Annotated in this window: 14 protein-coding genes; 6 read left to right on the top strand and 8 right to left on the bottom strand. The window is 49.8% G+C overall.

Going from position 1 to position 14079, the window contains the following annotated elements:
• Positions 1-194 precede the first annotated feature (194 nt).
• Genes IPJ88_07420 through IPJ88_07410 form a run of 3 tightly spaced genes read left to right on the top strand, consistent with a single transcriptional unit; the run spans position 195 to position 4633 of the window.
• Positions 195-1694 (top strand): acetyl-CoA carboxylase biotin carboxylase subunit, encoded by a 1500-nt coding sequence (locus tag IPJ88_07420; protein ID QQR91541.1) that lies wholly within the window; start codon positions 195-197, stop codon positions 1692-1694.
• A complete protein-coding gene (locus tag IPJ88_07415; GenBank protein QQR91540.1) occupies positions 1691-3460 on the top strand; it encodes an anion permease in 1770 nt (589 codons plus the stop codon). Before IPJ88_07420 ends, IPJ88_07415 begins: the two co-directional genes overlap by 4 nt.
• Positions 3461-3466: 6 nt before the next feature.
• The gene (locus IPJ88_07410) at positions 3467-4633 is read left to right on the top strand and encodes a pyridoxal phosphate-dependent aminotransferase (GenBank protein QQR91539.1); all 1167 of its coding nucleotides are present in this window, start codon (positions 3467-3469) and stop codon (positions 4631-4633) included.
• Here IPJ88_07410 and IPJ88_07405 read toward each other — a convergent pair.
• Together IPJ88_07405 and IPJ88_07400 are read right to left on the bottom strand one after the other, a co-directional pair.
• On the bottom strand, positions 4623-5348 hold the full coding sequence (locus IPJ88_07405; protein QQR91538.1) for a hypothetical protein: 726 nt from the start codon (positions 5346-5348) through the stop codon (positions 4623-4625). The genes IPJ88_07410 and IPJ88_07405 overlap by 11 nt on opposite strands.
• Positions 5349-6284: an NAD(+)/NADH kinase gene (locus IPJ88_07400; GenBank protein QQR91537.1), complete on the bottom strand. Its 936-nt coding sequence runs from the start codon at positions 6282-6284 to the stop codon at positions 5349-5351.
• 141 nt (positions 6285-6425) lie between these two features.
• Here IPJ88_07400 and IPJ88_07395 point away from each other — a divergent pair, with 141 nt between their 5' ends.
• Positions 6426-7226 carry an acyl-CoA desaturase gene (locus IPJ88_07395; protein QQR91536.1) on the top strand — a complete coding sequence of 267 codons (801 nt, stop codon included), beginning with the start codon at positions 6426-6428 and terminating at the stop codon, positions 7224-7226.
• 30 nt (positions 7227-7256) lie between these two features.
• Here IPJ88_07395 and IPJ88_07390 read toward each other — a convergent pair whose 3' ends face one another.
• Genes IPJ88_07390 through IPJ88_07370 form a run of 5 tightly spaced genes read right to left on the bottom strand, consistent with a single transcriptional unit; the run spans position 7257 to position 10771 of the window.
• A complete protein-coding gene (locus tag IPJ88_07390; protein ID QQR91535.1) occupies positions 7257-7946 on the bottom strand; it encodes a response regulator transcription factor in 690 nt (229 codons plus the stop codon).
• The gene (locus IPJ88_07385) at positions 7943-8905 is read right to left on the bottom strand and encodes a two-component sensor histidine kinase (protein QQR91534.1); all 963 of its coding nucleotides are present in this window, start codon (positions 8903-8905) and stop codon (positions 7943-7945) included. The genes IPJ88_07390 and IPJ88_07385 overlap by 4 nt, the downstream gene beginning before the upstream one ends.
• Before the next feature lie 17 nt (positions 8906-8922).
• Positions 8923-9570 carry a fructose-6-phosphate aldolase gene (gene fsa, locus IPJ88_07380; protein ID QQR91533.1) on the bottom strand — a complete coding sequence of 216 codons (648 nt, stop codon included), beginning with the start codon at positions 9568-9570 and terminating at the stop codon, positions 8923-8925.
• A gap of 9 nt (positions 9571-9579) precedes the next feature.
• Complete coding sequence (locus IPJ88_07375; protein QQR91532.1) at positions 9580-10512, bottom strand: PEGA domain-containing protein; 933 nt, start codon at positions 10510-10512, stop codon at positions 9580-9582.
• A complete protein-coding gene (locus IPJ88_07370) occupies positions 10505-10771 on the bottom strand; it encodes a hypothetical protein (protein QQR91531.1) in 267 nt (88 codons plus the stop codon). The genes IPJ88_07375 and IPJ88_07370 overlap by 8 nt, the downstream gene beginning before the upstream one ends.
• 61 nt (positions 10772-10832) lie before the next feature.
• On the opposite strand from IPJ88_07370, the gene era reads away from it, so the two are divergent.
• Both era and der read left to right on the top strand, forming a co-directional pair.
• Complete coding sequence (era, locus tag IPJ88_07365; protein QQR91530.1) at positions 10833-11762, top strand: GTPase Era; 930 nt, start codon at positions 10833-10835, stop codon at positions 11760-11762.
• A 3-nt stretch (positions 11763-11765) separates the two neighbouring features.
• Positions 11766-13127 (top strand): ribosome biogenesis GTPase Der, encoded by a 1362-nt coding sequence (gene der, locus IPJ88_07360; GenBank protein ID QQR91529.1) that lies wholly within the window; start codon positions 11766-11768, stop codon positions 13125-13127.
• Here der and IPJ88_07355 read toward each other — a convergent pair.
• Positions 13106-14068, bottom strand: a complete 963-nt coding sequence (locus tag IPJ88_07355; protein QQR91528.1) for a matrixin family metalloprotease — start codon at positions 14066-14068, stop codon at positions 13106-13108. The two genes, der and IPJ88_07355, sit on opposite strands and share 22 nt — an antisense overlap.
• Positions 14069-14079: the final 11 nt, after the last annotated feature.

The raw sequence follows: 14079 nt of genomic DNA, 5'->3' as shown, positions 1-14079 counted from the left end.
ACAAAGCTGGAAGACAAGTCTTTTTTCGAGGTTTTCGTAGATTCGAGCGCGCCCACAGGGGCGAGGACGATTATACTCCAGTATATGAGGACGAGCCCCGAGGACGTAAGCCGAAGGTACGGAAACCTCGGAAAAAGTCCTTGCAGACGCCACGGACTGACGGTTACGTAAAAACGACATCGAAAGAGGCCTGCATGTTCAAAAAAGTCTTAATTGCAAATCGCGGCGAAATTGCAGTGCGAATTGCACGCACCTTACGAGAAATGGCCATCCCTTCGGTTGCAGTCTTCAGCGATATCGATCGAGACGGCTTACATCTTCGCATGGCCGACGAAGCCTATGCCTTTGGGGGCAACAATAATTTCCTAGACTACTTAAACATTACAAAAATAGTGAAAATAGCAAAAGAAGCAAACGCAGATGCTATTCACCCAGGCTACGGCTTTCTCAGCGAAAACGCAGAATTTGCAAAAGCATGTAGCAACGCAGGAATTGTTTTTATCGGCCCGAGCGCTGAGCACATCAATATCATGGGCTCGAAAACACATGCCCGGACACGGATGAAACAAGCAGGCCTCAATCTCGTTCCGGGAAGTGACGTCGAGTCGGATGAAGCCCTAATTAAAACAGCAGAGAACATCGGCTATCCCGTCATGATCAAAGCGGCCTCCGGTGGCGGCGGCAAAGGCATGCGTCTTGTGCAGCACAAAAGAGATCTCGCATCGGAACTTGTCCGCGCGCGTAGTGAAGCGAAACGTTCCTTTGGTGACGATCGCGTCTACCTTGAAAAAGCAATCCTTCAGGCAAAACATATCGAAATACAGGTATTGGGAGATGCGCACGGAAACGCGATTCATCTTTTTGAACGAGACTGCTCCATCCAACGCCGCCATCAGAAAGTCATTGAAGAAAGCCTTAGTCCTTACAATGACCTTCACCCGGAAGTCATCGAAAGGATGCGATCGGCGGCACGAAGCGCTGTTCAGGATCTCGGCTACCTTGGAGCAGGAACCCTTGAATTTCTACTCGACCCAAACGAGAACGATTTTTTCTTTCTGGAAATGAACACACGCCTTCAGGTCGAACATCCAGTCACCGAACTCATTACCGGTGTTGATTTGGTTAAGCAGCAACTCAAAGTTGCTGCGCATGAAGCTCTTGAGCTCACGCAGGATCAACTCACAGCCACAGGGCACGCCATCGAATGCCGTATCTACGCAGAAGATCCAGAATCCAATTTTATGCCCTCCCCGGGCAAGCTTGAACTGCTAACTTTTCCCAGCGGACCCGGAGTTCGCCTAGACGCGGGTTACTATCAAGGAAGCAGTGTGCCCGATTGCTATGACCCCATGATCGCTAAATTATCATGCTGGGCAGCCACACGAAGTGAAGCCATCGCCCGCATGAAACGCGCCCTTTATGAAACACAAATTACTGGGATTCGGCACAATCTTTCTTTTCTAAGGAAGACCATGGATCACCCAGAATTCGTCGAAGGAAAGTACACAACAGCTTTTATACCCAATCACCTGACCGAACTTAACAATGCGGCACACGATCCCAATGAAGAAAGCACTCTCGCCGCAGCAGCCGCGTACCGGCAGTGGCAGTTGGATCCCGGCAAAGAAGCACAAAAACTTCAAGCAGTACCTATCTCGCCATGGCGCCGCGCCATGAACCACGGAAATTTATGACCTTAGAAGCTTGGATCACCCTTTTCACCGTACTTGCTGTCATCGTCGCGCTTGTAAAAAACATTGCAGGCACCGACACAGTCATGCTCGGTGGGCTTAGTGTTGTACTTGTTACAGGGGTGGTTTCACCCGACAAAGCATTTTCGGGTTTCTCCAACGAAGGCACGCTTACCGTTGCTTTGCTTTTTGTTCTTGGGGCTGCCATTCGCGACACTGGAGCCGTGCATGGTGTCGCACACACCTTATTAGGCTATCCGACAAAGCAAAGGCATGCATTGCTGCGTCTTAGTCTTCCGGTTGCTGGCATCTCAGCATTTTTAAACAACACGCCCGTTGTTGCTATGATGCTACCGGTCGTCAACGACTGGGCGCGTCGAATCGGCGTTCCGCGCTCACGACTCCTTATGCCCCTTAGCTACGCGGCTATTTTAGGCGGCACCTGCACGCTGATCGGACACAGCACGAATCTTGTTGTGGCTGCCATGGCCCGTGCATACGATCCGGCGCTTGAAATAGGCATGTTTGATCAGTTGTGGGTGGGTCTTCCCCTGGTGATTGCTGGCACTTTATATCTTGTTCTGGCTTCACCCTTTTTGCTTCCCGACCGTGATTCCAAAGGCAGTGCAGCTCAAAGCTCTCGCCAATACACTGTGGCCATGCGTGTCGCATCCGACTCCATCGTGGTTAACAAAACAATCGAGGCAGCCGGTCTTCGTAAACTCCCCGGACTGTTTCTTGTCGAAATCGAACGCCATGGTGAGGTTATTCCAGCTCCGGCCCCAAACCGTCAGCTCCATGCCGGAGATGAACTGTTGTTTGCAGGTGTTGTAGAGAGCGTCGTCGATCTGCAAAAGATTCGTGGCTTGATTCCTGCCACCTCACAAATCGACAAACTGTCTGAGCCACGACCCAATCGTCGTTTGCTCGAAGCCGTCATCTCAACGCACTCACCTCTTATCGGGAAAAGCATTCGGGAGTCTCAATTTCGCACCAGCTTCAACGCGGCCATTATCGCAGTACATCGTGCAGGCGAACGAATCCATGCGAAAGTTGGCGATATTGTGCTCAAAGCAGGAGACACTTTGTTGCTCGAAGCTCACCCTTCGTTTCTAAACACCCATCGCAACAATGACGCATTCGCTCTCGTGGGCGAAGTACAAGACAGTCAGCCGATTTATTTTGAAAAAGGCTGGATCGCGATGTGCATTATCGCTCTTATGGTCTTGCTAAACGCTTCAGGCTGGATGCCTCTTATCCACGCAGCGCTCATTGCCAGCGCAGCACTGATCATCACAGGATGCATTAGTGCAACGCAAGCACGCAACGCTATTGATTTGACCGTTGTGCTCACGATTGCTGCGGCGTTTGGCTTGGGCGCAGCCGTCTCGCAAAGCGGCTTGGCCGAGTATCTGAGCAACGGAATTATGCTCATCGCTGAACCACTTGGACCGGTGGGCTTACTGACAGCTATTTACATTGCGGTCGCCTTGCTCGGGGCTGTCGTCACCACCAAAGCTGCTGCAGTACTTGTCTTTCCCATTGCGACTGCCTTGGCCGAACATGCTGGGCTCGGCGTCCGTCCATTTATTTTTGTGGTGATCTTCGCAAGTGCAGGAAACTTTGTGAGTCCCATTGCCTATCAAACCAACCTGATGGTTTATGGCCCGGGTGGTTACCGGTTTACCGATTTTCTTCGCTTTGGTATCCCTCTTCAAATTATCACAGCCGTAATTACAATCTCACTTTGCTATCTATTTTGGGTCTAATACTGCATGCCTAGATTTCCTAAGCTTTCAACACGTACAGCCGCCCTAAGCGATGGAGTCTTTAGTGCGCTGATGCACGAAGCAAAAACGCTGGATAAGCCCGTCTACCCTCTGCACGTTGGAGATACTTACCTTGAGCCCATCAAAGAGGCCATGGCGGAAAGTCAACGGAGCGCGGAAATACAGAGTCTTCATTGCTACTCTCCGGTTCGCGGGGAGCCCGTTTTGCTTGAACAAATTGCAAGTAAACTACGCCGGCAAGCCGCAAACCAAGCCCCAAGTATTGACAACATTCAAGTCGTCAATGGCGCAACTGCAGGTCTGAGTGTGATTTGCGAGTCGCTTTTTGAAGCTGGCGATGAAGTGATTGTTTTGTCGCCCTTCTGGCCGTTGATCCGAGGCATTTTACAAAAATCCGGGGTCAAGGTCATCGAGCTTCCTTTTTTCACCGAGCGCGATTACGCTGGTTTTGATTTCAAACAAGCCTTGCAGCAACTTGTAAGTCCTAGAACAGCCGCCATCTATCTTAACAGCCCCAACAACCCAACAGGCAAAAGCATTGCGCGCGCAGAGCTTGATGTGATTGCCGAGCTGGCAAAACAAAACGATTGGTGGATCCTTTGCGATGAAGCGTATGAAGATCTCTTCTTTGATAAAGCTCAGCAAGCCTGTTGGCTGCACCCCGATCTTCATGAACGAAGTATCGTCGCTCACACCATCTCAAAAAGCTATGGCTTAGCAGGCGCACGCATTGGATACATTCACGGACCGGAGCAAGCGATGGCCGCCATCCGAAGCGTGCAAACCTTTCATAGCTATTGCGCATCAAAACCCATGCAATACGCCGCCGCAGCAGCGCTCGAAAAAGGTGATGCATGGCAGCAGGACGCTCGAGCACGTTATGCCCATGCAGCCAATCTCTGCAGTAGCATCTTGGGCATCGAGCGCATTCCGGCAGGAACCTTTGCCTTTTTTGATGTCTCGCCTTACTTCTCCGAAGGGCAAGATATGCACTCCTTTTTGCGGCGATGTCTTAGGCACGGTGTTCTGCTCACACCAGGCAGCGCTTGCGGAAAAGACTATCAGAGTTGGGTAAGACTATGCTTTACCGTCCTTCCACCCGAAGAACTCGAAACAGCTCTTAGACAACTTCGCTCTGCGTTTAACTGCTAGGTTTCGTGAACCTTTGCAGGTAATTGAGCAGCTCGTCTGGAAGCTCACGTTGCTCTAAGACCAACGGTCTGTCTTGTGAGAGAAGCTGAGGTAAAAGCAATAGGCAGTAACCCAAAGGCAAGGCAGGATTTAGAGCAAGTGCCCGTTTAATAGCTGCCTTGGTAATCCATCGCGGATGACAATAGACACGTTGAAGCACCTCATACGAAGCGGGACGTCGGGCACAAAGACGCACCACGTCGCTTTCAGTGACTTTTGGATTTCCGAGTAAAAGCTCAATCACGCTCGGATCGGGATCATGCAAAGCTCTGGCCATAAGTTTCCGGTCGACAGTGCGAGCTAAAGTCTTTCGCTCTCCCAAACTCAATGGCCGACCCACACCGTAATCAATACTTTTCTCTACTTTTTTATCCGAATGCCCGAACTCATAGATTCTCGTTTCCATCAGATACTGACAAAGCAAAATATCGTGTTCAACTGCCGCAACTTTCAAATAAAAATGCCGCGCATCAATCTCCTCACCTTGCATCACCAAAGACCAAACTAAAAGTAAGTCTCGAAACACAGCTTCCTCGAAGGCCCGCTCAAATATCTGTTCCAAGGCTAGAAGAAAGGCAGCATCGTCCAAGCCAGACATGTACGCAGCGAGCTCTTTGATACGCATCTCGAGCTCTGGAAAAGCCGCTAAACGATTCGCCAGGTGTTCCAGATCCATCTAACTTTTATTTTTCATGCGCCGATATCCAAAAAGAAGCAGTGGTTCATCGGAACGGGTCATTCGTATGGTCGAGCCAAAAGGCACCGCAAACTGCAAGCGTGAGCCATCAAGATAAAGCTTACCCGGCCTCATTTTGCTCTGTATCTCAAGTTCACTTCCGTCTTCAATGTAGCCACGTGTCATTTTGTAATCCTGAGTGGGTTCAAAATAAGGTTCCCGAACAACATATTCCAAACGTTTGGATTGGATTCTCATCACATGGCCGCCCGCCGAACGACGCGCCGCTGTTGAGCCTGCAGCAGGTCCAACCCAGATACCGCTTGATTTCTGATCTTCGACCTTGCCATTGTGCTCAATGAGATAACGCGAGGTTGCTGCGGGACATTCGTGCGCAAAAAGCACATCGTTGAGAATGCGATTGCTCACAAGTACTTCATCCACTTCGACTCGCATCCGAGAGAGGCGCATCATCGCAAGTTCCTGATCCAGCGCTTGCTGAAACAAGCCCTTCAAATCCTTGACGTGACCAGCACAAAAGTGACCCACGCTATCTTTCGGAGCGGTATTGATACCCATAATGGGAATATCTGCCGGGACAAAATGAGAAGCCCATAGCAAGGTCCCATCACCACCTAGAGTCACCACAAAGTCAAAGTCATCGGCATTTCCAGCATCCCCTCGGTAACGGAGCACAACTTTTGCACCGAGCGATCGTAGAATCCGAGTCGCTTCACTCACCCCTTTAACATGGGCATCGTGCGACTCACGCAGCCGCTCCACACTGCGATCACGCTTCTGAAGCAAACGCTTCATTTCAGGCAGCTTACGTTCCTGCACATAGAGCTGAAAAGCTGACTTCTTGTAGATGGCAAGCACCTTAGGCCGACTCTCATTTCGATGCTTTTTTCCGTGCCGAGATGCCAACTTTGTCATTTTTTCTCACAATTCATGCCAAAATTGTCAGTTTTTCAACCCAATTAATGCCAAAGCTATCAATCCAAATCGGAGCGTATATGACAGAACTGTGACACGAGTAGGATAAGCAACAGACCTCACTAAGCTAGCTTAACTACCATGAGTTTTCATACAGGCGCAGCCATCATTCTAACTTTTTTTCTCTTACATTGGGCAAGCAGTGTTTTTTCCCAAACTTTCTTTTTGCACCGCTATGCCGCTCACGGCATGTTCAAGATGAATAAGTTCTGGGAACGTTTTTTTCATCTATTCACTTTTGTAACCCAAGGAAGCTCCTACCTTGTGCCTCGCGCCTATGCGATTTTACATCGAGAGCACCACGCCTTTTCAGATACGGAGCGTGACCCGCACTCTCCACACATCTACAAAAACCTAAGCACCATGATGTGGGCTACGAAAGAGCGTTACACCGGCTTTGTTCGCCATCGTATTCAACCCGAGGCTCGTTTTGAAGGTGACTATCCTGTCTGGAACGCAGTCGATAGACTAGGCGATTTATGGCTAACGCGCCTTGCATGGGGCACATTCTACACCCTCTTTTACATTGCCTTTGCCCCTCACTGGCTCTTTTTCTTACTTCTTCCTATTCACTTCCTCATGGGACCGGTGCACGGCGCCATCGTTAACTGGGCTGGACACAAGTACGGCTATCGCAACTTTGATACGGCAGACAAATCCAAAAACACCCTGGTTTGGGATCTACTTACTTTTGGCGAACTTTATCAAAACAATCACCATAAACACGCAAGCTCTGCCAAATTCGCCCAACGCTGGTTTGAATTTGATCCAACCTATCCCGTGATCGTTGTGCTTGGCTGGCTCAAAGTCATCCAATACCCACTGCACAAAAAACGCAAACTGAGCGGAGCTCAACCGCCTGCACTAGCGCCCGCTGAATAGAAAAACGATCTCGTAAATGCGACTTCTAATCTATTTTTCAAATTGAAGTCGATACCCCACGCCTCTTATGGTGAGTAAGTGCTTTGGTTTGGAAGGATCGCCTTCGAGTTTGGCGCGAAGTTGCGCAACGAAATTATCAACAGTTCGATGCGTACCGTGGTGACTGCCGCCATGCAGCTGATCAAGAATTTGTTGGCGCGAGAGTATACGGCCTTTAACATTCCATAGCAGCATCAGCACATCAAATTCCGTGGCTGTAAGCTCAACCAACTCACCACTCTTACGCACTTCACGTGTATCGACATCAATAACAATGTCGCCAAAACAAATTGTAGCTTCTGATACTGCCACTTTGGAGCGCCGAAGAATAACCCGCACACGCGCCAATAGCTCAGCAATGGAAAAAGGCTTGGTCATGTAATCTTCGGCCCCAAGATCCAAGCCCATGACTTTGTCGATATCTCCGGATCGTGCACTCAACATCAAAACAGGTGGGACTTTCTTCCGTTCTCTGAGCCTTGAGAGCAGTTCATAGCCATTAAGCTTAGGCAGCATGATATCGAGAATAACCAGGTCCCATTCTTCAGAACTTGCTTTGTCTAGACCGGTCATTCCATCCGTGGCTTTTTCAACGATATAGCCTTCGGACTCCAAGTTCATCTGAAGGCCGAGCACGATGGATTCATCGTCTTCAACCACAAGCACTCGGGCTTTTGTCATGAATCCTCCGATTGTGGGACATCATCCCATTGCTGCCTTGGGAAAATCATCGTAAATGTGCTGCCCTCTCCTAGCTCACTGTCCACTTCAACAGAGCCACGATGAGCATCTGCGACGTGCCTAACAATCGCAAGCCCAAGGCCTGAGCCTTCTACGGTGCGGGAAAGCCTCTCGTCCACACGATAAAATTTTTGAAAAATTCGATGATGCTCTCGTCCTGGAATACCCACTCCGTTATCGCTTACCGAAAAACGGACGTGCTGGGTGTCGGTAATAACCTGAAGTGCGATTTGTTTATCGTCTCCTGTGTACTTGTAAGCATTGGATAGCAGGTTCACCAAGGCATCAACAAGAGCCGATCGATCGACCAAGATGTCAGGAAGATCAGGTTGCATCATAACTTCCGGATGTGGACCTTGACCCAAGGTAATGCCGCCAAAGGCAGCGAGCGCATCGTTTATGATGGGTTCTATCTTTTCTCGCTTCGGATGATAGATGCGTCTGCCGGCCTCCATACGGCCCCAATCAACCAAGCGCTCGATTCGCTCGCTAAGGCGCACGGTTTCTTTTTGAAGGACATCAAGGCACTTCTGCATTTTCTCTGGGTCACTGCCTTTGTCCTCCTGAAGCATGTCGACGAACATGCGAATGGCGGTAAGCGGTGTGCGCAGCTCGTGGCTCACCTTGGATACAAAATCAAGCTGCAGTTTGGAAAGGTTGGCCTCTTTGCGCAAAAACACTAAGGACAGCACGGTTCCGGTGACAAGGCAGCCCACTAGAGTGACCACCATGATTCCAAACAACACATTAAGTTGGGCCTGCCAAAAGACCAACATCATGACGCCCAAAAGTAGCAACAACGCCGTTGGCACAATGACGAGCCAAACGAGCAACGCGACGATCCGTCTAAATCCGCGCTTGTGGTCTTCCGATCCTGCTACCAGTCCAATTTGGGCCATAAACAAACCCCAGTGTTCTAAGCCGCGGGGATTTTCTTTGCATCCGCTAAAAAGGTCTCAAGCCCCTTATCCGTAAGCGGATGCTTCACGAGCTGACTTATCACCTTAAAAGGCAAGGTCGCGACATCGGCGCCAATCATCGCGCATTGAAGGACATGCACGGGATGGCGAATACTCGCTGCAAGCACCTCGGTTTGAAAATCGTAGTTGCGATAAATGCCCACGATCTGCTCGATGAGCTCCATGCCATCCGTACTCACATCATCCAACCGACCAATGAAAGGACTGATGTAAGCCGCTCCGGCTTTTGCGGCAAGCAAGGCTTGGTTGGCACTAAAGCACAGCGTCACGTTGCAAGGAATGCCTTCGGAGCTCAACTTCTTTACAGCTTTGAGACCCTCGGCAATCAACGGAACTTTAACGACGATGTTTTTATGAACTTTTGAAAGAGCTAAGCCTTCTTTGTAGATGCCCTCAGCATCAACGGCCAAGACTTCAGCGCTAATCGGACCATCGATAATGCTGCATATCTCTTCGATAACTGCACTCATGGAGCGGCCTGATTTTGCAACAAGACTGGGATTGGTTGTGACGCCGTCAATGACGCCCATCGCAGCTGCTTCGCGAATCTCGCTAACATCAGCGGTGTCGATAAAAATCTTCATACATCATCCTTAAAAGTTAAACTTAGCAGAAAGTCCGGCACGCTGTGTTGAGAGTTCAGGACGCAGCTCAAGCTTCGCAGTTTGTTTGTCAGCTTTTTCTTTGCGCGAATGTCGCTCGTTGTGATCCAAAAAAAGCACAAATGCAGTAATTCCTGCCGCCGCGGCAAGGCCAAAAGACAGATCCGCAAACAATGCAAAATTCTCGCCACGATCAGCACTTGAGGTGCTTGGATTGTCATTGAAATCACTTTGCTCTTTGAGTGCTAAAATGCCGAGCACCGTGCCTGCAATAAGGGCGGCACCTGAAACGCCTGCCGCGACCCAAACCGCTGGCATCAAATCCACTGGCTCCTCATCCATTTTCACTTCATTTGTTTCCACAACAGGAGCTGCTTCCTTTTTCAAAGCAACAGCAATTGGCCTACGTTCTGCAAAATTTGCTGATACGGCCATGTGCTTTGCTTCGTAGCCATCGGCTCGCAATTCAATTTCATGCTCTCCAGGCGTAAGCTGCACCTCTGCGGGAGTGACGTGAGACTGAGCTTGGCCGTCTACAAAAATACGAGCGCCATCGGGCTGAGAATTGATACGATAAAGAGCCGGACGGCTTTTAATCTTATTAATCCTCTTTTGGACTTGTTCGGCATCGGGCGCATCGGCTCGCTCTTTAAGATAGCGCTCCAAACTCTGCACCACACCACTGTAGTTCTCTAGCTTCTCCTGGGTTTTCGCTACACTAAGTAGCACCACCGGATTGGGCGATGCAGCATAGGCTGCTTCAAACTGAACCTGTGCAGCTTCGTAGTGACCTGCTTTAAAAAGTGTCTCGCCTTTGGTGTAAGCTCTTTTGGCAAGCTCGCTCTTGGCATCCGGATTCTGCGCATGAGCTACGCTCAAAACACAGAACGAGCACACCATCAGCATACAAAATGCTCTAAACATCGCCACCTCCGCTATCCGAGCTCATCACGTCGCTCAGATCAGCATCACCTGAGGATGCGTCTGAGGCGTCCGAACCGGCGTCTCCAAGGTCGCAAACCTGCTGGCACAAGCCCCGACTTGAAACACTTGCGCCACTCGCTTTGCAGCACAGAAGCCCGGATTTACAGTCGCTTTTGACCTGGCAAGGCTCACCCGAGCCGGATTCACAAGCGAAATTAACTAGAAAAAAAGGAAAAAGAAGCGCAAATAGCCATTGCATAGTGAGCCAGGCGTACCATATTTGCCAAGGCTTAGTGAATAGCTTTGAACCCAAGTCTCAAATGAAAAGCGCAACAGACATATCTTATCCAGCAGGCACCTGTGCCCTACTAGGGCGACCTAACGTTGGAAAATCCACCCTTTTGAACGCAATTTTGGGCCAAAAGCTAGCTATTACGGCCAGTAAACCTCAAACCACCCGCGCTCAGATCCTAGGCGTCTACACGCAAAAAGAGCCACCCGCTCAGATTGCGCTGGTTGACACACCGGGTCTTCATAAACCCCACGGTCCGCTGGGACGCGCCCTGGTAGAAGCCGCCAAATCTTCCCTGCATCAATGTGACGTACGTTTGCTCATTACTGAAGCACCAGCCGCTCAAAAAGGCGCCGAGCATTTTGCCGAGCGCGATCGCAACGTCATCGAGCTCCTAGCCGATGTAAAAGGCCCGACCCTTCTAGCGCTAAACAAAATCGATCAGCTTCCCAATAAAGATGCACTGCTACCGATCATCGAAGCTTATGCAAAGCTATATCCCTTTGCAGAAATCGTTCCCATAAGCGCTCTTAGAAAGAAGCAAATCAACGTACTAATTTCTGCCATTTGCAAACACCTACCTGAAGGGCCCCACTACGACGAGCAGTTTTTAACCGACCGGCCCACTCGTTTTTTTGCAGCCGAACTTGTGCGAGAAGCTGCCATCCGCAACACCCATCAAGAAGTTCCCTACGGTGTTGCAATCGTCGTCGATACCTTTGAGGAATCGCAAAAACCCATACACATCGCGATGACACTTGTGGTTGAACGCGAGTCACACAAAAAAATCTTGATCGGAACCCGTGGTTCCATGATTAAAAAAATCGGCAGCGAGGCCCGAAAAGAAATCGAAGAACTGGTTGGTGGCCAAGTCTTTTTGGAGCTGTGGGTGAAGGTTATTCCGGATTGGACACAAAACCCACGCTACATTCAGGAGCTTGTGCTCGCGCAATCTTGATCCATGAAGCGGCATCATAACAAAGCAAGATTACCAGCAGGTCTGTCGATGCACCGGCCGCTCATCGCCATCGTAGGTCGACCTAACGTTGGTAAGAGCTCCCTATTTAATCGTCTGGTTGGTGCAAACCTTGCGATTGTTCAAGATCAGCCTGGCGTGACTCGCGATCGCCACTACGGCAGTAGCCACATTGCAGGCCATGAAGTTATTGTGGTGGACACCGGAGGTTTTGATCCACAAAGCGAAGATCCGATGCAGATGGGTATTGCCCAGCAAGTCCGACTCGCCCTTGAAGAAGCCTCTGTCATCGTATGTCTGCTCGATGGGATTACACCACCGCTCCCCGCTGACTACGAAGCCATCCAACTACTTCGTGAGCAAACCAAACCCGTGCTTTACGTTGCAAACAAGATCGATTCGCCCAAGCAGGCACTTGGGTTTTCCGATCTTTACTCCCTTGGAATCGATAAAATCTATCCAGTGTCCGCCTTGCACGGCCATGGCATGAGCGATTTAGAAGTAGCGCTTGGCAAGATTATTCCAAAGAGGGAAACAGAAGCCTTTCCGAAACTTGAAGACGTGCCCTACGTTTCTCTGCTGGGTAAACCCAACGCTGGCAAATCGTCATTGCTCAACCGTCTATTGGGACATGAACAACAACTTGTTGATTCAAGACCAGGAACGACAGTCGATGCCATCGATACGCTCATTGAAAAACGCGGACAGCAGTATGTCTTTATTGACACCGCAGGTCTTCGCAAAAAAAGCAGCAAAAAAGACACCATCGAATCGGCTAGCGTATTTCAAGCCATTCGCACCTTAGAGCGAAGCGACGTTGCGGTCCTGCTTATCGACGCAACCCTTGGCGTGGTTGAGCAAGATTCAAAAATCGCGAGTTTGATTGAGGATCGCGGTTGTGCGCTTGTGATTGGCCTAAATAAAGTCGATTTGTTGGGCCGCGAAGAGCGAAAAAAAGCGATCCGTGACATCCGCGATGCCCTTGCTTTTCTTGCCTGGGCGCCCATCGTCGAGCTGAGCGCAAAAGAAGGCCGCGGCACAAACAAACTATTGGATACTGCTAGGCACGCCTACCTCGAGCACAACAAGCGCGTTGGCACAGCCGAACTTAACCGTTTCTTCGAGAAGGTTCTTGCGCACCATCCGCCGCCCACCACAGGTAGTCGCGCCGTACGCTTGTATTATGTCACTCAGGCGCAAACACGCCCGCCCGCCTTTGTCGCCATCACCAACCGACCCAAAGACGTTCACTTTAGTTATCAACGCTATGTCAAAAACCAAATCCGAAAACACTTCGGCTTTGAAGGCACACCCATTCGCGTCTACTATCGACCTAAGAAGAAATAGCCTTTACGTCGCGTCCATAGCAAAAGAGCAACTACGAAAACAGCAACGGAACACGAATCCGTGTTGTGTATGCTGCAACCACCATCAATACCAGCAACCGTGTATTTGCCAACGCCTGGCGTAATGTCCTTAAAAGGGTATGTGGTACATACCGCTTCACGATCATTTGCTTCATTGAGATCATTCACTCCTGGAATGCGCTGCCAATACATGATCGAGCTTGTTTCACCTGGCATATGCCCAAAGCCCAATACATGGCCAAGTTCGTGGGTAACCACACTCGAGAGCTCAGCAACGTCATCCTCACTCATCACACCGTCATCGGAAACCCAATCAAAATTGGAAGCATTGATGTCCATGTCTGCATCAATGATTTGCCCTGTTTTGGGAACAAAAAAAGTCGTGGTCAAGGCCAACACATCACGAGGGTCGGCTTCTTCTTCTGAAGCACCGCGTTCGGCGTTGCTGGTCCATAGATCCTCATTTTTGTCTTGTGGCCAATAGTAAAGATCACTTGGATCCGTACTCGTACGAAACACGATTCGGTTGATACAATCCGTTTCATTTGTTGGAATATTAAAACGATCGCCACATTTAGTCCGGCGGAAATAGTCGTCGGATAGGTTGGTCTCAGAACTGGGCGCAGTGGCCGGTTCTTCAAAATCTATATCCGTGCATCCGGGCTTTTCCCATTTGCTTTGAGCATCACCCACAATTTCTCGCAAGAGCTCTTCTGAAATCCCGGCTGGAGCGCTCAGATAGTTTATCTCCATTGCGATACGACGATTACGCCAATAAAGCGCCTTACCCTCTTTGCTCTTTCTGCGCACAAAACCGCTGCCACCCTCTGGGTCGAACATGGAACCGTCCAGTGCCTCACTGACATTCACGAAAAAAGAGAATAAAAACAAAACGGGAAGCAACTTAACGCCAAAGTGCATACCCCTATTGT

The sequence above is a fragment of the Myxococcales bacterium genome (assembly GCA_016699535.1).
In the GTDB taxonomy this organism is placed as follows: domain Bacteria; phylum Myxococcota_A; class Polyangia; order Polyangiales.
This window is presented reverse-complemented; position numbering and strand designations above follow the sequence as displayed.

Bases quoted from the DNA above. Each gene is read 5' to 3' on its own strand.
- IPJ88_07420 (QQR91541.1), top strand. From the start codon at position 195: ATGTTCAAAAAAGTCTTAATTGCAAATCGCGGCGAAATTGCAGTGCGA.
- IPJ88_07415 (QQR91540.1), top strand. From the start codon at position 1,691: ATGACCTTAGAAGCTTGGATCACCCTTTTCACCGTACTTGCTGTCATC.
- IPJ88_07410 (QQR91539.1), top strand. From the start codon at position 3,467: ATGCCTAGATTTCCTAAGCTTTCAACACGTACAGCCGCCCTAAGCGAT.
- IPJ88_07405 (QQR91538.1), bottom strand. From the start codon at position 5,348: ATGGATCTGGAACACCTGGCGAATCGTTTAGCGGCTTTTCCAGAGCTC.
- IPJ88_07400 (QQR91537.1), bottom strand. From the start codon at position 6,284: ATGACAAAGTTGGCATCTCGGCACGGAAAAAAGCATCGAAATGAGAGT.
- IPJ88_07395 (QQR91536.1), top strand. From the start codon at position 6,426: ATGAGTTTTCATACAGGCGCAGCCATCATTCTAACTTTTTTTCTCTTA.
- IPJ88_07390 (QQR91535.1), bottom strand. From the start codon at position 7,946: ATGACAAAAGCCCGAGTGCTTGTGGTTGAAGACGATGAATCCATCGTG.
- IPJ88_07385 (QQR91534.1), bottom strand. From the start codon at position 8,905: ATGGCCCAAATTGGACTGGTAGCAGGATCGGAAGACCACAAGCGCGGA.
- fsa (QQR91533.1), bottom strand. From the start codon at position 9,570: ATGAAGATTTTTATCGACACCGCTGATGTTAGCGAGATTCGCGAAGCA.
- IPJ88_07375 (QQR91532.1), bottom strand. From the start codon at position 10,512: ATGTTTAGAGCATTTTGTATGCTGATGGTGTGCTCGTTCTGTGTTTTG.
- IPJ88_07370 (QQR91531.1), bottom strand. From the start codon at position 10,771: ATGCAATGGCTATTTGCGCTTCTTTTTCCTTTTTTTCTAGTTAATTTC.
- era (QQR91530.1), top strand. From the start codon at position 10,833: ATGAAAAGCGCAACAGACATATCTTATCCAGCAGGCACCTGTGCCCTA.
- der (QQR91529.1), top strand. From the start codon at position 11,766: ATGAAGCGGCATCATAACAAAGCAAGATTACCAGCAGGTCTGTCGATG.
- IPJ88_07355 (QQR91528.1), bottom strand. From the start codon at position 14,068: ATGCACTTTGGCGTTAAGTTGCTTCCCGTTTTGTTTTTATTCTCTTTT.